This is a genomic window from Janthinobacterium sp. MP5059B, from assembly GCF_001758645.1.
GTDB lineage: Bacteria > Pseudomonadota > Gammaproteobacteria > Burkholderiales > Burkholderiaceae_D > Janthinobacterium > Janthinobacterium lividum.
Window position 1 is genome coordinate 59,908 of record NZ_LRHX01000002.1, and the last position, 20,226, is coordinate 80,133.

Below are 20,226 nucleotides of genomic sequence, written 5' to 3' on the forward strand. Positions count from 1 at the left end.
TCAGTCCTTGATCAGGGTAAATTGCATCACATCCGTGTTGTGTGCCTGGAAGGCGGCCTCGCAATACGCGAGGTAAAACTCCCAGGTCAGCAGAAAACGGCCATCGAAACCCTGCTTTTCCAGCGCCGCGCGCTGGGCCAGGAAGCCGGCGCGCCACTGGCGCAAGGTTTCCGCGTAATCGAGGCCAAAGCTGAAGGCGTCTTCCACGCGCAAGCCCTGCGTCTCGGCGGCGCGGCGAAACCCGGCCGGCGAAGGCAGCATGCCGCCCGGGAAAATGTACTGTTGAATGAAATCCGTGCTCTTGCTGTAGCGCTCGAACAGTTCGTCAGCGATGACGATGGTCTGGATGCAGGCGCGTCCGCCCGGCTTCAGGTTGCGCGCCACGCACTCGAAATAGCCGGGCCAGTAGCTTTGTCCCACGGCTTCGAACATCTCGATCGAGGCGATGGCGTCGTACTGGCCATGGCTGTCGCGGTAATCGCACAGCTGCAGATCGGCCTGCCCTGCCAGCCCCGCATCGTGCAGGCGCTGGCGCGCATAGGCCAGCTGTTCGGTCGACAAGGTCAGGCCCGTCACGTGGGCGCCGTAGCTGCGCGCCGCCGTTTCCGCAAAGCCGCCCCAGCCGCAGCCGATTTCCAGCACGCGCTGGCCCGGCTGCAGTTGCAGTTGATCGGCGATGCGCCGGTATTTGGCACCTTGCGCCTGCTCCAGGCTGGCGCCTTCGGAAAACAGAGCGCTCGAATACGTCATCGACGGGTCCAGCCACAGCTGGTAAAAGGCGTTGCCGATGTCGTAATGGGCGTGGATATTCTTCTTGCTGCCGGCACGCGAATTGCGGTGCAGCAGATGGCGCACCTTATAGATCAGGTTGCCCCACCAGTTGCCGTAGATCAGGGATTCGATGTGCGCACGGTTGCGTATCATCAATTCGATCAGGCCCGGCAAATTGTCCGTGCGCCAGTCTCCCGCGATAAACGTTTCGGCAAAGCCGATGTCGCCCGAGCGCAGGACGGCCGCACACAGGCGCCAGTTGTGCAAGTCCAGCGTGACGGGCTGGCTGCCATCGCCGTACATCAAGATGCTGCCATCAGGCGTGCGCAGGCGCAAAGCGCCATATTGCAATTTTTCCAGCAGGCGCACAATCATGCGCCCGGCAGCGGGCATGTCGCGATGGTCATGCACATGCACGGGAGTGGAACTGCTGCGCGCATGCAGGCCGGTCGGCAGGGAATCGGAGCTCATCGGGACACCTTTTCTTGTGGAGGGTGGGGTTTGCTGAAAAACGGCACGCGGCGCAGCCACAGGCGCAATGCCTGCCAATGGATGCGCGCCATCACGCCAAACGTCATCAGGGGATAGCGCAGCAAGGCCCAGGCGATGGCGCCATCGCGCAGCGGCTGCGCCGTGCCGGACAAGCTCGTCCGCAGCAGCGGGCCGTCGAGGTCGTCGTAATCGACCCTGGCCAGGTGGCGCTCGCCGCCCTGAGCGTGATTGCGCAGGAAACGGAAGCGGTACTGGCCTTCCACCTTGCAAAACGGCGACACGTGGAAAATTTTCTTGGCGACCAGTTCGCTGCCAAAGGCAATCGCGCCGCCCTGCTCGAGCAAGTACAAATGGCGCTCGCCAAAGGTATTGCGCACATCGCAGAGCACGGCCCGCAGCGCGCCGTCAAGCCCGTGGCAAAACCAGAAACTGACGGGATTGAAGACATAGCCGAACATGCGCGGCATCGTTTGCAGCCAGATTTCGCCGCCCGCGTCGACCACGCCATGCTGGTGCAGCAAGCCGTCGATCCAGTCCAGCAGCGGCGTCGTGCCATCGCCGTGGTCGCTGTCGCGGAAGGACAGCACATTGGCGCCGTTGCGCGAAATCAAACGGGCAGCAAAATCGTGCGCGCCCAGGCTGCGCAAGGGCAAACGCAAATAAAACATGCCGTAAGCAAAGGCATGCGCGCGCGGACGCAGCCGCGCATGGCGCACCCGTCCCAGGCACAGCTGGGGCTGCGGCCGGAGCGGCTGCGTGGGATCACGCGGCATGGCCAAGCTCCGCCGACGCCAGGCCATTGAGTGCTTCCGCCACGGCCAGGCCCGACTTCAAGCCGTCTTCATGGAAGCCGTAGCCCGTCCAGGCGCCCGCGAACCACGTGTGCTGCGCGCCCTGGAAGCTGGCCAGGCGCGCCTGGGCCGCAATGGCCGCGCCATCGAACACGGGATGGGCATACGAAAACTCGTCGATGATGCTTGCCGGATCGGGCTCGTCGAGCGGATTGAGCGAAACGATGACAGGCGTGGTGAAGGGCAAAGGCTGCAACTGGTTCAGCAAATAATGCACGCACACTTGCGGTGCATCCCCGTGCGCGGCCGGCCGGCCCTGGTAATTCCAGGCCGACCAGGCACGGCGGCGCTGCGGCAGGCAGGACGCATCCGTATGCAGTACCGCGCGGTTGGGCTGGTAGCGCACGGCTTCGAGCACGGAGCGCTCGTCGTCGCGGATATCTCCCAGCAGGGCCAGCGACTGGTCGCTATGGCAAGCGAGCACGACGTGGTCGACGTGGTCGATGCCGGCGGCCGTCTGCAGTTCCACCATGCGCGCGCCACCGTGCGGCTGGCGGCGCACGGCCAGCACGGGGCACGCCAGGCGCTGCTGTGGGATGCCTGCCAGCAATTTTTCCACGTACACGCGCGAGCCGCCCCGCACCGTGCGCCATTGCGGCCGGTCGCTCACTTGCAGCAAGCCATGGTTGTGGCAGAAACGGATGAAGGTGGCCAAGGGAAAGGCCAGCATCTGGCGCGCCGGACACGACCAGATGCAGGCGGCCATCGGCAGCAGATACCAATGGCGGAACTCGTCGCCATAGCCGTGCAGGTCGAGAAACTCGCCCAGCGACAGGGCCGGCGCCGGCAAGGCGGCCGTGGCCAGGGCGCTGGCCTGGCGGTTGAAGCGCAGAATGTCGCGCAACATGCGCAGAAAGGCGGGGCGCAGCAGATTGCTGCGCTGGGCAAACACGGTGTCCAGATTGGCGCCCGCCCATTCCAGCACGCGGGCGTCCGGCGTCGCGCCCAGCGGCATCTTCACGGAAAACGACATGTCGCTGTCGGCCGCTTCGACGCCCAGTTCCTGGAACAGTTGCACCAGATTCGGATACGTGGCGTGGTTAAACACGAGAAAACCCGTGTCGACGCCATGCGTGACGCCATCGAGCGTGACATCCACCGTATGGCTGTGGCCGCCAAAATAGTCGCCCGCCTCGTATAAGGTGACGTCCCGGCCCGATTGCGCCAGGCGATAGGCACACGACAAACCTGCGATTCCTGCTCCGACGACGGCAATTTTCATGAGTACACCTGCATTAAGTTTGTCCTGGACAAAATCAGCTTCATGGATAATCGATGAAATATTGATTCATGTCAATGAGTGTGCGAGCCGCTCCAAAACTCATACGCCCGCGATTTCCAATCGGATTCAGCTATTTGGTATGGGGCGGCGGAAGGCGTAAAATGCATGCCACGTTCTTCCGCATGCGAGCAAAGCCACTCTGGTATGGATACTGACCTGCAACCTACTTCCGCCTTCAGCATCAGCGATGTCGAACGCGATACCGGACTGGCCAAGGAAACCTTGCGTGTGTGGGAGCGCCGCTACGCCTTTCCCCAGCCCCAGCGCGACGCCTTTGGCGAGCGCAGCTACCCGGCCGAGCAAGTGCAGAAGTTGCGCATGGTCAAGCGCTTGCTGGACCTCGGATTCCGCCCGGGCAAAATCATGCAGCACAGCACCGTGCAATTGCAGCAGCTGGCCAGCGCCAGCAGCGCGGCGCCGTCAACGCCAGCCCCCCAGCTCGAACACTACCTGTCCCTGTGCCGTGGCCACCAGATGGCCGAACTGGGCGACGCCCTGCGCCAGGCGCTGGCCGTGCTGGGCCTGAAAGCGTTCACCATCGACGTCATCGCCCCCCTCACCGGCATGGTGGGCGAAGCGTGGGCTTGCGGCGAACTGGCCGTCTATGAGGAGCATCTGTATAGCGAAACCTTGCAAACGGTGATGCGCCACGCCATCTTTTCCCTGCCACAAGCAAGCAGCCCGTCCACGCGCTCCCCACGCATCGTCCTCAGTACCTTGCCGCAGGAGCGTCATGGCCTGGGGCTGCTGATGGCCGAGGCGCTGTGCGCGGCGGCCGGTGCCCATTGCATGTCGCTGGGCGTGGAAACGCCGCTGACGGACATCGTCGCGGCTGCCCGCGCGCAACGGGCGGACATCGTAGCGCTGTCGTTTTCCAGCGCCAGCAAGCAACGGCAGACGCGCGACAGCCTGCAGCAGCTGCATGCAAGCTTGCCGCCCAACATGGAATTGTGGGCCGGCGGACGCAGTCCTGTGCTGACCAGGCAGCCGCCACACTTTTTGCATGTGCTGGACCTGCGGCAAGTCGACGAAAGCATCGCCGACTGGCGCCGCCGCCACCAGGCACTGGCCCTGCAAACCCACTGAACCGGCTGAAAAGCGCGGCAACTGCGGCGATCTCCGTGGATAGCGGCGCAATGTTGCCAATCGAACAGTAAAGCATGAAGGGCCGGGCGCGCTCTGGTAGAATAGCCCGTAACACAGTGTCCGGCGCCGCCGGGCCTTAGGTCAGCACCCGCCACCACACATCCATGTTTAGTTTCTTCAAGAAAAAACCCATCGCTCCCGAGGCTGCACCAGCCGAGCCTCTCGTCCTTCCCGCCGCCACGCCGCCTGCCGCTACGCCCCTGAGCGGTGCGCCGGCCGAGCTCGTGCCCGTGATCGTGGCCGCCGAACCCGAGAAAAAATCGTGGATGACGCGCCTCAAGGCCGGCCTGTCGAAAACCTCGAACACCCTGTCCGTGCTGTTTGTCGGCGCGAAGATCGACGACGCCCTGTACGAAGAGCTGGAAGCGGCGCTGCTGATGTCCGACGCCGGCATCGACGCCACGGAATTCCTGCTGACGGAACTGAAGAAGAGGGTCAAGGAAGACAAGCTGCTCGACGCAGCCGCCGTCAAGGCCGCCCTGAAAGTGCTGCTGATCGACCTGCTCTCGCCGCTGGAAAAGCGCTTCGAGCTGGGCCGCCACAAGCCGCTGGTGATGATGATTTCCGGCGTGAATGGCGCCGGCAAGACCACCACCATCGGCAAGCTGGCCAAGCACATGCAGTCGAACAACCAGTCCGTGCTGCTGGCCGCGGGCGACACCTTCCGTGCCGCCGCGCGCGAGCAATTGATGGTCTGGGGCGAGCGCAACAACGTGACCGTGATTTCGCAGGAATCGGGCGACCCGGCCGCCGTGGCCTACGACTCGGTGCAATCGGCGAAGGCGCGCGGCATCGACGTGGTCATGGTCGACACGGCAGGCCGCTTGCCGACGCAGTTGCACCTGATGGAAGAATTGAAGAAAATCAAGCGCGTGATCGGCAAGGGCATGGATGGCGCGCCGCATGAAACCTTGCTCGTCATCGACGGCAACACGGGCCAGAACGCCCTCACGCAAGTGAAGGCCTTCGACGATGCCCTGCAGTTGAGCGGCCTGGTGATTACCAAGCTGGACGGCACCGCCAAGGGCGGCGTGCTGGCGGCAATTGCCCGCGTACGTCCCGTGCCCGTGTATTTCATCGGCATCGGTGAGAAAATTGAAGACTTGCAGCCTTTCGTGGCTGCCGAATTTGTCGAAGCGCTGCTCGGATAAGCCCATACATGATTGAATTTCAGCACGTCTCCAAGCAATACTCCCCCGATGCCGTGGCGCTCAGCGACATTTCGCTCAGTATTGCCAAGGGCGAGCTGGTGTTCCTGGCTGGCCCGTCCGGCGCCGGCAAATCCACCTTGCTGAAAATGATCGCCGCCATGGAACGCCCCACGTCGGGCAAGCTGATCGTCAATGGCCAGGATATGGCGAAGATCAAGCCGGCCGGCGTGCCCTTCCTGCGCCGCAACATGGGCCTGATCTTCCAGCAGCAAAAATTGCTCAACGACCGCTCCATCCTGGCCAACGTCATGCTGCCGCTGCTCGTCGTCGGCGCCCACAAGGCGGCCGCCGAACAGCGCGCGCGCGCCGCGCTCGACAAGGTGGGACTGCTGGACCGCGCCATGGCGCGACCGCTGTCGCTGTCGGGCGGGGAACAGCAGCGCGTGTCGATCGCGCGCGCCATCGTCAACCGACCGCAGATCATCCTGGCCGACGAACCGACGGCCAACCTGGACCGCGCCAGCGCCAACAAGGTGCTCGACGCCCTGAAAGCATTCCACTCCGTGGGCGTGACCTGCCTCATTTCCAGCCATGACGAACAGATGCTCGACGCCGCCGCCCGCGTGATCCACCTGAAAAACGGCCAGCTGGTCGCCATCGACAAGGCCACGCAGGCGCCCGTCTTCGCGCCGCCCGATCCCGATTTTGCGCCCTCTCCCGACCAGGACGACGCGCAGGGAGAGCAGGCATGAGAGGCTGGTTCCGTCAACACCGCTTCGCCCTCGGTTCGGCGCTGATTCACTTGCGCAAGTCGCCGGGCGGCTTTCTATTGAACGTGCTCGTCGTCGCCATCGCCCTGTCGCTGCCGTTCGCCGGCTTGACCATGCTCGACAACGTGCGCCCCATGTCGGAACAGATGTCGGTCGACCCGGAAATCAGCGTCTTCCTGAAGATCGACACGCCGCGCGAGCAAGCCGTGGCCCTGGCGGGCGCCATGCGCAAGATCGTGGGCCCGCAAAAGGCGAAGATCGTCTTCATCCCGCGCGAACAGGCGCTGGACTCGCTGAAAAACAAGAGCGGCCTGGCCGATGTGCTCAGCACCCTGGGCGACAATCCCCTGCCCGACAGCTATGTGCTGAAACTCGATGCCTTCAGCAGCGCCAGCGAAGCGCAGGATGTCGATGCGGTGGCGGAACAGTTGCGCCAGCTGCCATTCGTGGAATCGGCGCAAGTCGATTCGGCCTGGGTCAAGCGCCTGGCGGCCCTGCTGGGTGTGCTGCGCCTGGTGCTGCTGCTGCTGGCGATCACGCTGGGCGTGGCCGTGATCGCCGTGGTCTTCAATACCATCCGCCTGCAGGTGATGCAGCAGCGCGATGAAATCAGCATCTCGAAATTGATCGGTGCCACCGATACCTTCATCCACCGCCCCTTCTATTACACGGGCGCCCTGCTGGGCCTGTGCGCCGGTGCGCTGGCCCTGAGCGCCGTGGCGCTGGCCTTGCAGCCGCTGAACACGGCGATTGCCGAGTTTGCCCGCCTGTATGCGTCCGAATTCCAGCTGGTGCCGCTGGCGCCGCTGCCGATGGCCGGCTTGCTGGCCGTCAGCGCCGGCCTGGGTCTGATCGGCGCCTTCCTGTGCGTGCAGCGCCACCTGGCGCGCCTGAACTGACTTTCCTTTCCATGGCGGCGCTCCCGCGCCGCCATGCGTCTCGCCATCCCCATATTGCTGTTATATTGATATTAAGCAAGTATTCTTAAGGCTCGCTTCAGCCAGAGGCCGTAGACTGGCCATGTTGTCGTAAAGCGGCCTGCAGCGCTGTTCAAATCGCTTTTTAAAGATGTATATCAAGCATTCATTCGCCATAGCATTTAGGCTATCAGGTCGATTAAATGTGCTGATTGGCACTCTCAAGCAGAGAGTGCTAATATAGGGACATACCAATAGCAGAACCGCCATGGACGCCAGATCAAGATGGTGCCGCGATCTGCAAAGTGCAAGACCGAATACGCAAAAACGAAGATACAAGCTGCCACGTCGCGTGACGTGGCCAACTGGAACAAAGCAAGACTACGAGGGAGAAAACATGACTATGATGTCCGCAACGTCCGCATTGGTTCCGACCAAAAGTAATGCGCTGGGCCTCGGATTCACTGGCAATCTGGGCAATATCGACGCCTATATTTCGGCCGTGAACCGCCTGCCCATGTTGACCCATGACGAAGAAATTTCGCTGGCAACACGCCTGCGTGAAAAAAATGACCTGGCCGCCGCGCAAGAACTGGTGCTGTCGCACCTGCGCCTGGTGGTCTCGATTGCCCGCGGCTACCTGGGCTATGGCTTGCCGCACGCCGACCTGATTCAGGAAGGCAATATCGGCTTGATGAAAGCCGTGAAGCGTTTCGATCCGGACCAGGGCGTGCGCCTGGTGTCGTACGCCATGCACTGGGTGAAAGCCGAGATGCATGAGTACATCCTGAAAAACTGGCGCCTGGTCAAGGTCGCGACGACGAAGGCGCAGCGCAAGCTGTTCTTCAACCTGCGCAGCCACAAGACGGGCCTGGACGCGATGACGCCAAAGCAGATCGATGCGCTGGCCAAGCTGCTCGACGTGAAGCGCGAAGAAGTGATCGAGATGGAAACCCGCTTGAGCGGCCGCGACATCGCGCTGGAATCGCCGACCGACGATGAAGACGACAAGTTTTCGCCGATCGCCTATCTGTCGTCGGAGCAAAGCGAGCCGACCAAGGTACTGGAAGCGGAACAAGTGACGCGCCTGCAATCGGAAGGCCTGGAAACGGCACTGTCGAAGCTGGACGCCCGTTCGCGCCGCATCATCGAAGCGCGCTGGCTGGCCAACGACGACGGCTCCGGCGCCACCCTGCACGCGCTGGCAGAAGAGTTCGGCGTATCGGCCGAACGCATCCGCCAGATCGAAGTGGCGGCGCTGAAAAAAATGAAGGGCGCCCTGGCAGCCTACGTGTAATCGCAAGCAATGCCGCAATGCAAAAGGCGCCGCAAGGCGCCTTTTAGTTTTATAACTTGATATTTATCAACAGATAAACATTGTCAGCCCTTACGCTGCAGCCAAGCCCTTGGTGATCAGCTCGGCGACCAATTCATTCAGATCCGCGCCGCGTTCCTTGGCCAGGGTCTGCAATTGCAAGACCAGATCGCTGTTCAGCTTGACGGCGAATGGCACCAGGCCCAGGGCCTGATCGCGCTTGCGCTGCTCGCGGCGGTCGATGACCACCGCTTCCTTACCGAATGCACCTGCGCCGGGAACATTCATCTTTCCCATCAGTTTCTTGGCATCGCTTTTGGCCAGGTCGGTCGGTTTTTTTCATGGTTGTTTCCTGATTTTCAAAACAGCCATTCTACGCAGTAATCGGCGCGCCGCGTGGCTGGCGCATCAATTCACCGGCAGCACGCCAATAGTGCGCCGTAAAAATATCATTTTGTTACTATCATTTTCATCCCACGCGTGAACAAGCACGCCGGGGACGCTCCACCTGAAAGGAAAAACATGCATTATCTGACCCGCTCTTACCGTACCGTGCTGCTTCCCCTGTTCTTCGCCTGCCTGGCCGTGCTGACTGGCTGCGGCGCGGCCGGCAGCGCCGGCGACGCGGAAAACACGCCGCGCAGCGTCACCCACGTGCTCTCGCCGGGCGAACAGGTGGCCATCACGGCCACCGATACCCTGAAACTCGAACGTGTCAACGACAGCCGCTGCCGCAAGGGCGCCGTGTGCGTGTGGAAAGGCTACGTCAGCTACAGTTTCAGTTTGCTCAACAGCGCAGGCGCCACGGACATCGTCTTGTCCGACTCCATGCCCGGCGCCGCCAGTTCCGTCACCGTCAACCACCTGACGTTTACCCTGCTCGACGTCGATCCGGCCACGCCGCCCGCCCTGAATGCGGCCGAGCCCACGTATCGGGTCAAAGTAAAAATCACGCAGGGCGCGCTGCCCCGCTAAACGCTGTGGCGCCGCCGGCTGTCGGCCGGCGCCTGCTGCCGGTCCAGCATGCCGTAATCGCGCACGACGGCGGCAATGCGCAGCCGGTAGTCGTCAAACACGCCCTGCCGGCCGGCCGTTTGCGCCACGCGGTGCGCTTCCAACTGCCGCCATTGCGCCAGCGCCGCCTCGTCGCGAAAGAAGGATAGCGACAGCAATTTGCCTGGCTCGCTCAGGCTGCTGAAGCGCTCGATGGAAATGAAACCGTCCACTTCATCGAGCAAGGGACGCAGCGCGGCGGCCAGGTTCAGGTATTCCTGGCGCCCTTCGGCGCCGGGCCAGACTTCGAAAATCACGGCAATCATTTCATTTCTCCCAGGCTAAAAACAGGGATGCGCGCGTTCAGCGACGGCACATAACGCCACGCCAGCGGCATGCGGTCCAGCCCGTCGGCCCACGCCTGCAGGCAAGCCGTGGCGATGGCCTGCGCGATGGACTGGCCCGGACAGATGTGGCGGCCATGGCCAAAACCGCACTCCGCATGGCCGGCGCTGGCCAGCACGACGACGATCATCTGCCCGGCCGCCACGCGCACGCCATCGAACTCCACGTCTTGCGCCGTGTAGCGGCGCGTGTTGTGGATGGAGGGGTCATGCCGGCTGACTTCGCGCAGCAGGGCTGGCCACAGCCGGGGTGCGGCACGCACTTGCGTGGACCACTGCGGTTGCGTGCGCAAGGCAACTATGGCATTGCCCAGCAAGCCGGCCGTGGCGTCGCAGGTCTGCGACAGCAGACCCACGAGGTTGGCCAGCACGCCGCCCGAGGCTCGCCAGCCCAGCGCTTCCGCCTCGGACACGACCTTGGCCAGCAAGCTGCCGGGCAATGCATCCGCTTCGCGCAGCAACGCGGTAAAACCTTGCAGCAAGGCGTCGGCTGCCACTTGCGCGCCAGCCAGTTGTTCTCCATTACTCAGCGGCGACAGGCAGGCGACGAAATCGCGCGTCCAGGCGGCCAGCGCCGGCCATTGCGCTGGCGCAAAACCCAGCAAGTCCGCCATGGCAAACAGGGGCAGTTCGAACAGCGCGCCGTTCAATTGCGCGGCGCTGTCGGGCACGCGGTCGCTGGCCATGCGCAATGTCCGCGCCTGCAGGTGGGCCAGGTCCACCTGTCCCAGCGAACGCGCCAGCACCTGCTTCGGCACGGCATGCCGTTCGCCTTCATTCATGCGCACCAATTCCGCAAAAATCGCACCGCACGGCGTGCCCGCCAGGGTATCCGGCACCGGCTGGCCGGTCGGGCGCACGCGGCAATCGGGATGCTCGAGCACGGCGCGCACGCCGGCCGCGCCCGTCGCCAGCCAGCAGTCGAGCCGCGCATCGAAACGCAGCGGCGGGCCGTCCGCCAGGCGGCGATAGTAGTCATACGGCGCCGCGTGGGTAAGGGCTGAAAAAGGGTCGGCGGGGTCGATAACAAAGTCGGCGAGCGGCATGCGCATTCCATTGCAGTGAGGTGGGGACACGAGTATGCTGCTCCTTCCACCACTACACTTCGCCCTGGAACGAATCATGGATGACAAACTTGCCTCGGCCGACATGGGACTGGCGCAACTGGCCGGCGCCATCGCCGAACCGGCCCGCGCGCGCATGCTGTGCAGCCTGCTCGACGGCCATGCGCGCACGGCCACGGAACTGGCGGCGCTGGCCGAGGTGGGCGCCTCGACGGCTAGCGCCCATCTGGCGCGCTTGCGCGACGATGGCTTGCTGTCCATGCTGGCGCAGGGCAAGCACCGCTATTACCGCCTCGCCAGCGCGGAAGTGGGCCAGGCCCTCGAAGCATTGCTGGTGGTGGCCGGCGTGGCGGCAACGCCATTTACGCCCACCACGCCGGACCGCTTGCGCCATGCGCGCACCTGCTACGACCACATGGCCGGCACGGTGGCCGTCGCCCTGCATGACCAGTTGCAAGCGCAAGGCTGGCTGCTGGACGATGGCGGCGAAGGCGAGTATCGGCTGTCGGCATCGGGCGCGACCGGCATGGCGGCCCTGGGCATCGACGTGCCGCAATTGCAGCGCCAGCGCCGCCGCTTCGCGTGCGCCTGCCTGGACTGGAGCGAACGGCGCGCCCACCTGGGCGGCGCGCTGGGGGCGGCCATCCTGCAGCTGGCCCTGCGCCAGCGCTGGGCCGAACGAGAACTCGACAGCCGCGCCCTGCGCCTCACGCCGGCCGGTGAACGGCGCCTGCTGGCCGCCTTCGGTGGCGCCTGACCGGCGCAGGATTTTGTATCTCGGAAGCAACTAGAACGCAAAAAAATACGCTTTTATCATTCTTTTCATTCATCATATGCTGCGCCCTTGAGCGATCATCTTTACCTTTCGGCCATGGAAAGAGTCTATCTTGAAAACAGTGTCATCCAGCACGCGTCCCGCCAGCAGCTGCCATAACTGCAATACCGATGCGCCAGGCAACTTCTGCAGCGCCTGCGGCCAAACGACTACCCTGCACATGCCCAGCGCGCGCGAATTCCTGCATGAATTCGTCGCCCATTATGTGGCGCTCGAAGGCAAGCTCTGGCGTACCCTGGCCCTGCTGCTGTTCCACCCAGGCGCACTCAGTAATGAATACCTCGCGGGACGCCGCGTGCGCTACGTGGAGCCGCTGCGCGTCTACCTGACCTTCAGCATCCTGTTCTTTGCCATCCTCAAGTTCAGCAGCCCCGGCGTGTTCCTCACCGTCCACGACCAGCAAGCCCAGGTAGGCGCCCATGGTCCCCGCCACATTCCGGAAAACAAGACATCGACCATGCAGGTCAGCATTCTGGGCCAGACGCCCACGCTGCCGCGCCAATGGCAAGACTTTGAGCAACTGCCCACGGCCGAGAAACAAAAACTCGTGGTGGAAAGCTTTTTCCATTACGCGCCGTACGCCATGTTTTGCCTGATGCCGCTGTTCGCCCTGTTCCTGAAAATCCTTTACCTGGGCAGCGGACGCCGCTATGGCGAGCATTTCCTGTTCGCCTTGCATACGAATGCCTTCGCCTTCATCACGATGGCGCTGATGATCCTGATCCCCATCGACCTTGTCCGCCTCGTGCTCGGCGCCTGGCTGCTGGCCTATCTGCCCTGGGCCATGTGGCGCGTGTATCCAAGCGGCAAACTCGCCACCGTCTGCCGCTGGCTGTTATTGATGGTCGCCTACAGCCTCGCCATGAGCCTGGCGATCCTGGCCTGCATCGCCATCGGCGTGATGCTGCGGCATTAAGTTACGCCACTAAGGGACGCTCTGGCGGCGCCGTATCAGGCTATCATCCTGCACGCTATCTTTTTTGGGATGCACGATGATCAGCTTCGAAGGTTTGTCCAAACAGTACGGCACGTTCGAGGCCGTCAAGCCGCTGACCTTGCAGGTAGGAAAAGGAGAGGTCTTCGGCTTCCTGGGCCCGAACGGGGCGGGAAAAACCACCACCATCCGCATGCTGATGGGCATCCTCGTGCCCAGCGCCGGGCGCGTGCTGGTCGATGGCCTCGATTGCCACCGCGATGGCGCCGCCGTCAAGCGCAAGGTGGGCTACCTGCCCGACAATCCCATCTTTTACGATTATTTGCGCGGCCGTGAAATCCTGCAATTCGTGGCCGAAATGCATGGTTTTTCGCGCACGGAAGCGGCCGCCCGCGCGGCGCGCCTGTTGACGGAATTCGGCCTGGACGAAGCGAGCGAGGATTTCGCCGTCAATTACTCGCTGGGCATGAAGAAAAAACTGGGCCTGGCCTGCGCGCTGATCCACGATCCGGCCGTGCTGATCCTCGATGAACCGATCAACGGCCTCGACCCGCGTGCCTCGCGCGACGTGCAGGAACGCTTGCTGCGCCGCGCCGCCGCCGGCGCCACCATCTTCGTTTCCACGCATTTGCTCGATATGGCGCAAAAGCTGTGCAGCCGGGTCGCCATCATCCACCGGGGCGCCCTGGTCGCCACGGGCAGCCTGGACGATATCCGCCAGCAATTGTCCAGCGATGGCAGCCTGGAAGAGCTCTTCTTGCAGCTCACCGATGAAACGTCGACGGCATGACACCGGTGCAGCCCACCGCCTGGCGCGCCGTCTGGCTGCTGACCCGCTTGCGCTTGCAGCGCCTGCTCAACATCAGCGGCCGGGGGCTTTCCTTCAAGAAACACAGTAAAAGCCGCCCCGCTACCCCGGGCAAGCGCGGCGGACGCTGGCTGCTGGGCGCGCTGCTATTGCTGCCCATGCTGTTTTCCTTTGGCAGCATCGCCCGCCACAGCGTGCTGAACATGCATTGCTTGCTGGACCAGGTCGCCGCCTGCCAGGCGCGCGGCAGCCTGCACACGGACAGCGGCCTGCTCGACCCCGTCATTACGCAACTGATGGCCACGCCGTTCAGCGCGACGCTGATCGGTGGCCTGACCCTGCAGCTGGGGCTGTTGTGGCTGGTCAGCGTCCTGCTGCCGCTGGGCATGGGGGAACTATCGAAGCCGGACTGGGACCTGGAATGGCTGGTCACCCTGCCCGTCAGGAAAAGCACCCTGCTATGGGCGCGCGTGCTCGAACGCACGCTCGTCAATCCGGCCGGCTTGCTGGCCCTGTGGCCCAGCACGACCGTCATCGCCTGGTATTCGGGCCAGGGCTGGTTTTCACCACTGTCCGGCCTGCTCGCCAGCCTCGTCCTGCTGGCCCTGGCCGCCATGCTGCGCACCCTGGTCGACACGGGCTTGCGCCTGTCGCTCACGCCATCCCGGCTGGGCAACCTGCAGGCAGTGATTTCGCTGGCCGGGCTATTGCCCATGTATATGGGCATGTCGTTCGGCATGGGCACGGGCGGCTTCGCGTATGCCTGGGCGGCGGCCATGCCCGCCTGGAGCGGCTGGACGCCGCCGGGCCTGCTGCTGCGCCTGCTCAATGCCGATGGCGTGGCCGCCTTGCTGCCCGCCATCGTGCTGCTGCTGGCGCAATGCCTGTGCTTGATGCTGCTGGGCATGGCCATCCTGCGCCGCCAGTTGCGCCACGGCGTCGTGGGCGCGGGCCAGCGCGAAGCCGCGCGCAAGCCGGCAGCGGCGCCATCGCCCACGCAGCGGTGGCGCCCGCGCATCGGCACGGCGATCCAGCGACGCGAGCTGACGTTGCTCTTGCGCGACCGCAATTTTCTCGTGCAGACCCTGCTGATGCCTTTGCTGATCCTCGGCGGGCAGGCCCTGTTTACGGGCCAGGTGCGCGACGTGCACGCGCTGCTGGCCAGCCCCGTCTTGCTGGCCTCCACCGGCTTTTTCCTCGGCACGTATGTGCTGCTGATGTCGGCCTTCCAGACGCTGAACAAGGAAGGCGGCGCGCTGTGGCTGCTGTACACGTTTCCCGTCTCCATCGAACAGGCGCTGCGGCAAAAGGCGCAGCTGTGGGCCCTGCTGGCTCTGCTGTATCCTTTGATCCTGTTCGGCGCGGCGCTGGCCTGGCTGCCCGCGTGGTCGTGGCAGACGGCGGGCCTGATGCTGCTGGCCCTGGCCGGCATCCCCTTGTATGCGCTGATCGCCGTGGCGCTGGGCGTGTTTGCCAGCGACCCGCTGGCCACGGAAACCACGGCAAAGGTGCGCCCCACGTATATGTACCTGTATTTGCTGCTCACCGGCCTGTACATCGCCGCGCTGGCCGCCGGCAGCCTGGTGCAGCAACTGGTGTTTGTCGTGTTCACGGGCGCGCTGGCCGTGGCCCTGTGGCAAAAGGCGCGCGACGCGCTGCCCTGCCTGCTCGATCCCGCCGCTTCGCCGCCAGCCACGGTAGCGGCGGCCGACGGCCTGATCGCCGCCATGCTGTTTTTCGTCTTGCAGACACTTTCCTTGATCCTGCTCAAAGGGAGCAGTGCGACGCCGCTGGCGCAGCTGGCCATCGCCTTCGGCGCGGCCGGTGCGCTCACGTATGCGCTGCTGCGCCTCGTCTACTGGCGTGCCAGGACGGCCGGCGTGCCGCGCATCGGACAGGGCCGCCAGCCGTGGCGCCGGGGAGTCGCGGGCGCCTGTGCCGCGGCGCTGTTCGGCATCGGCTGCGCGGCCCTGTTGCCGCCGCCCGCTGCGCCATTGATGCAGATCAATGGCGACGGACTGTGGCTGCTGGCCGTGGGCGTGCTGGCCGCACCCCTGTGCGAGGAATTCATCTTCCGCGGCTTGCTGCAGGGCGGCTTGCGCCGTTCTCTGCCCGCCTGGCAAGCGATCGGCATCGCCGCCGCGCTGTTTGCCATCGTGCATCCACCCGCCGCCATGCTGCCCGTCTTCGTGCTGGGCCTGTGCACGGGCATCGCATACGAGCGCAGCGGCGCGCTGCTGGCGCCCATGCTTACACACGCGCTCTACAATGCCGCCATGCTCGGCTATCAGATGAATAGCTGATTGTTGCCGGGTTTGCTAGAATCCCACACGTTTCCGTCCGTATCCCAACCAATGACTACGCACAGATCACGCATGAATCCACGCTTGTTCGTCCCATTTATCCTCGTTGCGCTGCTGAGCGGCTGCACGGTACTCGCCCTGCGCCCCAACCGCGGCGTCGAAAACCGCACGTTTACCGTGCAGGAAACCCCGCGCCTGCGCATCGACGCGCCCAAGGCGCGCATCCAGAATCCCATGCCGAATGACCACTTCATCGGCATCGCCCTGTCCGGCGGGGGCAGCCGCGCAGCCAATTTCTCGGCCGCCTCGCTGGAACAGCTGGAACAGTTCGGCCTCGTCAGCGGCGCCTCGGCCATTTCCGGCGTGTCGGGCGGCGCCATCGCGGGCGGCTACTATGCGCTGCATGGCAAGCAGACGGACTGGCCCTTGCTGCGCAGCAAGCTGAAAACGGATTTCTTTGGACAGACCATCTTGAAACCCGCCAACCTGACGACGATGTTGTTGACGAACAAGACGCGCACCTCGTTCCTGTCCGACGTGCTCGACGATGTGCTGTACGACAAGAAAACCTACCAGGACTTGCCGCACGACGGCCCCATCTTCCTGGCCAACGCAACGGACGCCACCGATGGCGGCAAGCGCGTGGTGTTTTCCTACGAGTATTTTTACAGCACCCTGCATTCGCCGATCCAGGATATCCGCCTGGCAACAGCCGTGGCCACCTCGGCCGCGTTTCCCGGCGTGTTCGACTCCGTCACCTTCGAGCGCTTCCGCCCGAAAAACAGTTTCGTGCCGGAACTCGGCTCCGAATCGCGCGAATCGCCGTCGTACGTGCATTTGTTCGATGGCGGCGCGGCCGACAACCTGGGCGTGGAAACCCTGTGGGACGTGGCCCTGACGCAGCTGTACGGCAACGACATGGCCGTCGTGCCGCCGCGCCTGAACAGCAAGCCCTTCATCCTCATTTCCATCGATGCCAACGCGCCCAATTCCAGCGCCGTGTTTGAAAAGATGTCGGACGAGCGCCAGCCGCTGGACCGCATCTTCAACAAGAATATCTACGATGCCGTCGACGCCCTGTTCTCGCGCCAGCGCAAGGAAAACCTCGTCAAGATGGGCTTTGGCCAAGCCCGCTTCGATACCATCACGCATGAAAACTTTGGCGACCTGAGCCAGAAATTCGTGAAGGGCAAGCGCACCTCGGCCTTCGCCATTCCCGTGCTGTGCCGCCCCCACCTGGGCCAGTACCGCTGCGAAGTCGATGCGGCCGATCCCTTGCCCGGCCAGATCCGCACGCGGCTGGAAGGCTTTGCCTGGCATATTTCCATCGACCAGATCGCCTCATTGGCGCTGCGCCTGGCCAGCGAGGACGTACACGTCGACGGTGCACGCAAGGAAGAGCGCGCCGCCCTCGTCAAGCTGCAACGCCTGGCCACGCAAACGAAAACCCATCTGAAGCTGACGGGTCCGGAAAATTGCAGCCCGGAAGTGCTGCAATCGGCCCTGTATAGCGCCGCGCGCGTGCTGATCCTCGACGACGAAGAATCGCGCTTTGCCCTGTGCGACTACATGCTGGCGGGCCAGCTGATCAATGACGACACCGTCTGCAAGCAGCGCTATGTGCACGCCGTGCCCCGCTTTGCCATCGAAAGCGAAGATTTGCAGTACCGCAACCTGAGTTCGGACGGCAATTCCGTGAACGTGCCGATCCGCTGCAAGAAGTGAGCGCCCACAAAAAAGCCCGCACGATCGCTCGTGCGGGCTTTAGCGCAAGGATTCCAAGCGCCCGGCTGATCTAGATCAACCGACTACGCCTGCGCATGTAGCTGCGGCTTAACGCACCTTCCAGTTCCTGCTCCGTTTTATGCTGGTTCACCGTGTACAGGGCCCACAGGGCCGCCGGCGCCCAGCCGATCACAGTGCACTGCAAGATCAAGGCGGCGGCACCGGCCAGCGGGCGCCCCAGCATGAAAAACGTGAGACACGGAAGTAGCAAGGCTATCAGCAATCGCATCACGACATACTCTCCTTCAATATAGAGCAGCGGACAAGGGCCGGTATCCGGTCCGTCCCCCGCCCGCTGCGTACTGCTCTTTATAGATGCACGGAAATCTGGGGCATCAAGTCGTCAAACGTGCGACCGTTGCCGTTTTCTCCGATGGCGTGCATCTTCCATTCGCCGTTATGGCGGTACAGCTTGGCCATGATCTGTGCCGTGTGGGAACCTTGCACAGACAGGTTGAAACGCGCGACTTCCTGGTTATTGCTGGCATTCAAGATGCGGCAATAAGCGTTTTCCACCTGCGAGAAGTTCTGGCCAGTAAAGCTGTTGACGGTGAAGACCAGGCTTTTCACGTTCGCCGGCACTTTCGACAGATCGACATTGATCTGTTCGTCGTCGCCATCGCCCGCGCCCGTGCGGTTGTCGCCCGTGTGGACGATGCTGCCGTCCTTGCTTTTCAGCTGGCGGAACCAGACGATGTCGGACGTGCTCTTGTTCTCATCGAACATGACGCACGACGCGTCCAGGTCGACGGCTTCCGTCTTCGAACCGAAACCGAGGAAACCCTTGGTCTTGGCCGCATCCCAGCCCAGGCCCATGGTGATACGGGTCAGGGTGGTACCAGCTTCTTTGTCCAGAGAAATCTTCTGGCCTTTGCTCAAATTGACAGACATACGCATTGCTCCTGTTTGGTTGGTTGCATCAACTGCTCTTACGCCGGCTTGCTTTGGGTCCAGGCGAGGAAGGCCGCGCGGTTGCGCGAACACACGAGGATTTTTCCCGTGCCTGAAAACTTCAGTACCATGCCCTCGCCGCTGGTCTGGCTATTGATCAGGTTACCCAGAAAGCCGCCGCTGCTGCCGGTCGTCATGGAAATTTCGTATTGCAGGCGGTTGTCCCAGCATACGACGTGCGAGTTATCGATCACCACGTCCTTGCCAGGCGTCACTTCCAGTATCGACATCGCGCCAAAACCGGACACCGCCAACTGGCCGCTGCCTGCCGTCTCGGTGATGAAAAAACCACCGCTCTGGGCAAACAGCGCATTGCCAAGGCTTTGCGTGCGCACCTTCAATTCCACGCCAGACGTGGCCGCCACGAAAGCGCCGTCGCTGATCATGTATTGTTGGGCGCCAACCTCGAGCACCCGCATCGCGCCAGGCAAGGTGGGCGACAGCAAGCAATCGCCATCACCCCGCATGGCCTCGATATGCTGCTGAAAGAACGATTCCCCGTTGGCAAAGGTGCGCATCAGCGCGGCGCCTATGCCGCCGGTCATCTTGCCTTTCAGCTCAAGATTGGTTTCCATCATCACCATCGCATTGGATTCGCAATAAATCTTCTCGCCCTTGGCAAGCGACACATGCAGGAACGGATCGACGTCCCCGGTAATACTAAAAACTGGCATCTGACTGTTCCTTCCTCAACGATGATGATGGTGTCGGGCTAAACCGCCCTTACTACAGAATAACGGTGCCGCACAAAACCGTAGCGAGCGGATGTGATTTGTGGCCGAGAAGCGCAACCGTACTTTAGTACGGTGAGCATCGCCGGCCGCAAAGCGCACCGCGCAGTAGGTTTGGTGTGGCTACCTTACACGCCGACGCCGAACGATGCTGCGAGTGGACCCAGGCCGCCTTTATAGCCCTGGCCGATGGCCTTGAATTTCCAATCGGCGCCATTGCGGTAGATTTCGCCGAAGACCATGGCCGTTTCCGCCGAACCGTCTTCCGACAGGTCGAAGCGGGCGATTTCCGTGTTGCCATTGGCATTCACGCAGCGTACATACGCCTTCGATACCATACCAAAGTTTTGCTTGCGCGCTTCGGCATCGTGAATCGTGACGCAGACGGCGATCTTGTCGATCTCGGCTGGCACGGTGGCCAGGTCGACGATGACGGTTTCATCATCGCCATCGCCGGCGCCGGTGGTGTTGTCGCCCGAGTGGGTGACGGAACCGTCGCTCGATTTCAGGTTGTTGTAGAAAATCATGTCGACGTCGGCGCGAACCTTGCCGTCGGCCTTCAACAGGAACACGGAACCGTCGATGTCGAACGCGGCGCCATCGGTGGCGCGGGCATCCCAGCCCAGGCCGATGATCATCTTCGAAATGCCAGGGGCTTCCTTGCTCAGGTTGACGTTGCCGCCTTTTTGCAGACTGATTGCCATGATGTATTTCTCCTATGTG

The 20,226-nt window shown here is 63.0% G+C and carries 21 protein-coding genes; 11 read left to right on the top strand and 10 right to left on the bottom strand.

Annotated features, from left to right (window positions below; translation table 11 throughout):
- The 3 genes from JAB1_RS00910 to JAB1_RS00920 all read right to left on the bottom strand — a co-directional run bounded on the left by JAB1_RS00910 (window position 1) and on the right by JAB1_RS00920 (window position 3,336).
- On the bottom strand, window positions 1-1,164 hold the full coding sequence (locus tag JAB1_RS00910; RefSeq protein ID WP_070278355.1) for a cyclopropane-fatty-acyl-phospholipid synthase family protein: 1,164 nt from the start codon (window positions 1,162-1,164) through the stop codon (window positions 1-3).
- 74 nt (window positions 1,165-1,238) lie between these two features.
- Window positions 1,239-2,036 (bottom strand): DUF1365 domain-containing protein, encoded by a 798-nt coding sequence (locus JAB1_RS00915; protein WP_070278357.1) that lies wholly within the window; start codon window positions 2,034-2,036, stop codon window positions 1,239-1,241.
- A complete protein-coding gene (locus JAB1_RS00920) occupies window positions 2,026-3,336 on the bottom strand; it encodes an FAD-dependent oxidoreductase (protein WP_070278161.1) in 1,311 nt (436 codons plus the stop codon). The genes JAB1_RS00915 and JAB1_RS00920 overlap by 11 nt, the downstream gene beginning before the upstream one ends.
- 204 nt (window positions 3,337-3,540) lie before the next feature.
- Here JAB1_RS00920 and JAB1_RS00925 point away from each other — a divergent pair, with 204 nt between their 5' ends.
- The 5 genes from JAB1_RS00925 to rpoH all read left to right on the top strand — a co-directional run bounded on the left by JAB1_RS00925 (window position 3,541) and on the right by rpoH (window position 8,677).
- Entirely contained in the window at window positions 3,541-4,482 is a 942-nt protein-coding gene (locus JAB1_RS00925; RefSeq protein WP_070278163.1) for a MerR family transcriptional regulator, read from the top strand.
- Between the two features lie 164 nt (window positions 4,483-4,646).
- The gene (ftsY, locus tag JAB1_RS00930) at window positions 4,647-5,693 is read left to right on the top strand and encodes a signal recognition particle-docking protein FtsY (RefSeq protein ID WP_070278166.1); all 1,047 of its coding nucleotides are present in this window, start codon (window positions 4,647-4,649) and stop codon (window positions 5,691-5,693) included.
- An 8-nt stretch (window positions 5,694-5,701) separates the two neighbouring features.
- Window positions 5,702-6,445, top strand: coding sequence for an ATP-binding cassette domain-containing protein (locus JAB1_RS00935; protein ID WP_034784934.1), 744 nt, complete (start codon window positions 5,702-5,704; stop codon window positions 6,443-6,445).
- Entirely contained in the window at window positions 6,442-7,362 is a 921-nt protein-coding gene (gene ftsX, locus JAB1_RS00940) for a permease-like cell division protein FtsX (protein ID WP_070278168.1), read from the top strand. The genes JAB1_RS00935 and ftsX overlap by 4 nt, the downstream gene beginning before the upstream one ends.
- Before the next feature lie 415 nt (window positions 7,363-7,777).
- Window positions 7,778-8,677 carry an RNA polymerase sigma factor RpoH gene (gene rpoH / locus JAB1_RS00945; protein ID WP_170846504.1) on the top strand — a complete coding sequence of 300 codons (900 nt, stop codon included), beginning with the start codon at window positions 7,778-7,780 and terminating at the stop codon, window positions 8,675-8,677.
- A gap of 90 nt (window positions 8,678-8,767) precedes the next feature.
- Here rpoH and JAB1_RS00950 read toward each other — a convergent pair whose 3' ends face one another.
- Window positions 8,768-8,992 (bottom strand): hypothetical protein, encoded by a 225-nt coding sequence (locus JAB1_RS00950; protein ID WP_070278170.1) that lies wholly within the window; start codon window positions 8,990-8,992, stop codon window positions 8,768-8,770.
- A gap of 225 nt (window positions 8,993-9,217) precedes the next feature.
- Here JAB1_RS00950 and JAB1_RS00955 point away from each other — a divergent pair, with 225 nt between their 5' ends.
- Window positions 9,218-9,670, top strand: coding sequence for a hypothetical protein (locus tag JAB1_RS00955; RefSeq protein WP_070278172.1), 453 nt, complete (start codon window positions 9,218-9,220; stop codon window positions 9,668-9,670).
- On the opposite strand, the gene JAB1_RS00960 is transcribed toward JAB1_RS00955, so the two are convergent.
- Window positions 9,667-10,014, bottom strand: a complete 348-nt coding sequence (locus tag JAB1_RS00960; protein ID WP_070278174.1) for an antibiotic biosynthesis monooxygenase — start codon at window positions 10,012-10,014, stop codon at window positions 9,667-9,669. The two genes, JAB1_RS00955 and JAB1_RS00960, sit on opposite strands and share 4 nt — an antisense overlap.
- Window positions 10,011-11,138 carry a cytochrome P450 gene (locus tag JAB1_RS00965; protein ID WP_070278359.1) on the bottom strand — a complete coding sequence of 376 codons (1,128 nt, stop codon included), beginning with the start codon at window positions 11,136-11,138 and terminating at the stop codon, window positions 10,011-10,013. Before JAB1_RS00965 ends, JAB1_RS00960 begins: the two co-directional genes overlap by 4 nt.
- A 76-nt stretch (window positions 11,139-11,214) precedes the next feature.
- Between JAB1_RS00965 and JAB1_RS00970 the strand changes: the two genes are divergently transcribed.
- The 5 genes from JAB1_RS00970 (at window position 11,215) to JAB1_RS00990 (ending at window position 17,761) form a co-directional block, all read left to right on the top strand.
- Window positions 11,215-11,913, top strand: a complete 699-nt coding sequence (locus JAB1_RS00970) for an ArsR family transcriptional regulator (RefSeq protein ID WP_070278177.1) — start codon at window positions 11,215-11,217, stop codon at window positions 11,911-11,913.
- Between the two features lie 139 nt (window positions 11,914-12,052).
- A complete protein-coding gene (locus tag JAB1_RS00975; protein ID WP_254671937.1) occupies window positions 12,053-12,907 on the top strand; it encodes a DUF3667 domain-containing protein in 855 nt (284 codons plus the stop codon).
- A gap of 76 nt (window positions 12,908-12,983) precedes the next feature.
- Window positions 12,984-13,715, top strand: a complete 732-nt coding sequence (locus JAB1_RS00980; RefSeq protein WP_070278182.1) for an ABC transporter ATP-binding protein — start codon at window positions 12,984-12,986, stop codon at window positions 13,713-13,715.
- Window positions 13,712-16,036 (top strand): type II CAAX endopeptidase family protein, encoded by a 2,325-nt coding sequence (locus JAB1_RS00985; protein ID WP_070278184.1) that lies wholly within the window; start codon window positions 13,712-13,714, stop codon window positions 16,034-16,036. Before JAB1_RS00980 ends, JAB1_RS00985 begins: the two co-directional genes overlap by 4 nt.
- A gap of 72 nt (window positions 16,037-16,108) precedes the next feature.
- Window positions 16,109-17,761, top strand: a complete 1,653-nt coding sequence (locus JAB1_RS00990; protein ID WP_070258818.1) for a patatin-like phospholipase family protein — start codon at window positions 16,109-16,111, stop codon at window positions 17,759-17,761.
- 70 nt (window positions 17,762-17,831) lie between these two features.
- Here the strand turns inward: JAB1_RS00990 and JAB1_RS00995 are convergent, their stop codons facing one another.
- From JAB1_RS00995 to JAB1_RS01010, 4 genes are all read right to left on the bottom strand, one after another.
- Complete coding sequence (locus JAB1_RS00995; protein ID WP_034784905.1) at window positions 17,832-18,050, bottom strand: hypothetical protein; 219 nt, start codon at window positions 18,048-18,050, stop codon at window positions 17,832-17,834.
- An 80-nt stretch (window positions 18,051-18,130) separates the two neighbouring features.
- A complete protein-coding gene (locus JAB1_RS01000) occupies window positions 18,131-18,712 on the bottom strand; it encodes a TerD family protein (protein WP_034784902.1) in 582 nt (193 codons plus the stop codon).
- 38 nt (window positions 18,713-18,750) lie between these two features.
- Complete coding sequence (locus tag JAB1_RS01005) at window positions 18,751-19,446, bottom strand: TIGR00266 family protein (RefSeq protein WP_070258816.1); 696 nt, start codon at window positions 19,444-19,446, stop codon at window positions 18,751-18,753.
- Window positions 19,447-19,631: 185 nt separating this feature from the next.
- Window positions 19,632-20,207, bottom strand: coding sequence for a TerD family protein (locus tag JAB1_RS01010; RefSeq protein ID WP_034784897.1), 576 nt, complete (start codon window positions 20,205-20,207; stop codon window positions 19,632-19,634).
- Window positions 20,208-20,226 lie beyond the last annotated feature (19 nt).

Bases quoted from the DNA above. Each gene is read 5' to 3' on its own strand.
- JAB1_RS00910 (WP_070278355.1), bottom strand. From the start codon at position 1,164: ATGCCCGCTGCCGGGCGCATGATTGTGCGCCTGCTGGAAAAATTGCAA.
- JAB1_RS00915 (WP_070278357.1), bottom strand. From the start codon at position 2,036: ATGCCGCGTGATCCCACGCAGCCGCTCCGGCCGCAGCCCCAGCTGTGC.
- JAB1_RS00920 (WP_070278161.1), bottom strand. From the start codon at position 3,336: ATGAAAATTGCCGTCGTCGGAGCAGGAATCGCAGGTTTGTCGTGTGCC.
- JAB1_RS00925 (WP_070278163.1), top strand. From the start codon at position 3,541: ATGGATACTGACCTGCAACCTACTTCCGCCTTCAGCATCAGCGATGTC.
- ftsY (WP_070278166.1), top strand. From the start codon at position 4,647: ATGTTTAGTTTCTTCAAGAAAAAACCCATCGCTCCCGAGGCTGCACCA.
- JAB1_RS00935 (WP_034784934.1), top strand. From the start codon at position 5,702: ATGATTGAATTTCAGCACGTCTCCAAGCAATACTCCCCCGATGCCGTG.
- ftsX (WP_070278168.1), top strand. From the start codon at position 6,442: ATGAGAGGCTGGTTCCGTCAACACCGCTTCGCCCTCGGTTCGGCGCTG.
- rpoH (WP_170846504.1), top strand. From the start codon at position 7,778: ATGACTATGATGTCCGCAACGTCCGCATTGGTTCCGACCAAAAGTAAT.
- JAB1_RS00950 (WP_070278170.1), bottom strand. From the start codon at position 8,992: ATGGGAAAGATGAATGTTCCCGGCGCAGGTGCATTCGGTAAGGAAGCG.
- JAB1_RS00955 (WP_070278172.1), top strand. From the start codon at position 9,218: ATGCATTATCTGACCCGCTCTTACCGTACCGTGCTGCTTCCCCTGTTC.
- JAB1_RS00960 (WP_070278174.1), bottom strand. From the start codon at position 10,014: ATGATTGCCGTGATTTTCGAAGTCTGGCCCGGCGCCGAAGGGCGCCAG.
- JAB1_RS00965 (WP_070278359.1), bottom strand. From the start codon at position 11,138: ATGCCGCTCGCCGACTTTGTTATCGACCCCGCCGACCCTTTTTCAGCC.
- JAB1_RS00970 (WP_070278177.1), top strand. From the start codon at position 11,215: ATGGATGACAAACTTGCCTCGGCCGACATGGGACTGGCGCAACTGGCC.
- JAB1_RS00980 (WP_070278182.1), top strand. From the start codon at position 12,984: ATGATCAGCTTCGAAGGTTTGTCCAAACAGTACGGCACGTTCGAGGCC.
- JAB1_RS00985 (WP_070278184.1), top strand. From the start codon at position 13,712: ATGACACCGGTGCAGCCCACCGCCTGGCGCGCCGTCTGGCTGCTGACC.
- JAB1_RS00990 (WP_070258818.1), top strand. From the start codon at position 16,109: ATGAATCCACGCTTGTTCGTCCCATTTATCCTCGTTGCGCTGCTGAGC.
- JAB1_RS00995 (WP_034784905.1), bottom strand. From the start codon at position 18,050: ATGCGATTGCTGATAGCCTTGCTACTTCCGTGTCTCACGTTTTTCATG.
- JAB1_RS01000 (WP_034784902.1), bottom strand. From the start codon at position 18,712: ATGTCTGTCAATTTGAGCAAAGGCCAGAAGATTTCTCTGGACAAAGAA.
- JAB1_RS01005 (WP_070258816.1), bottom strand. From the start codon at position 19,446: ATGCCAGTTTTTAGTATTACCGGGGACGTCGATCCGTTCCTGCATGTG.
- JAB1_RS01010 (WP_034784897.1), bottom strand. From the start codon at position 20,207: ATGGCAATCAGTCTGCAAAAAGGCGGCAACGTCAACCTGAGCAAGGAA.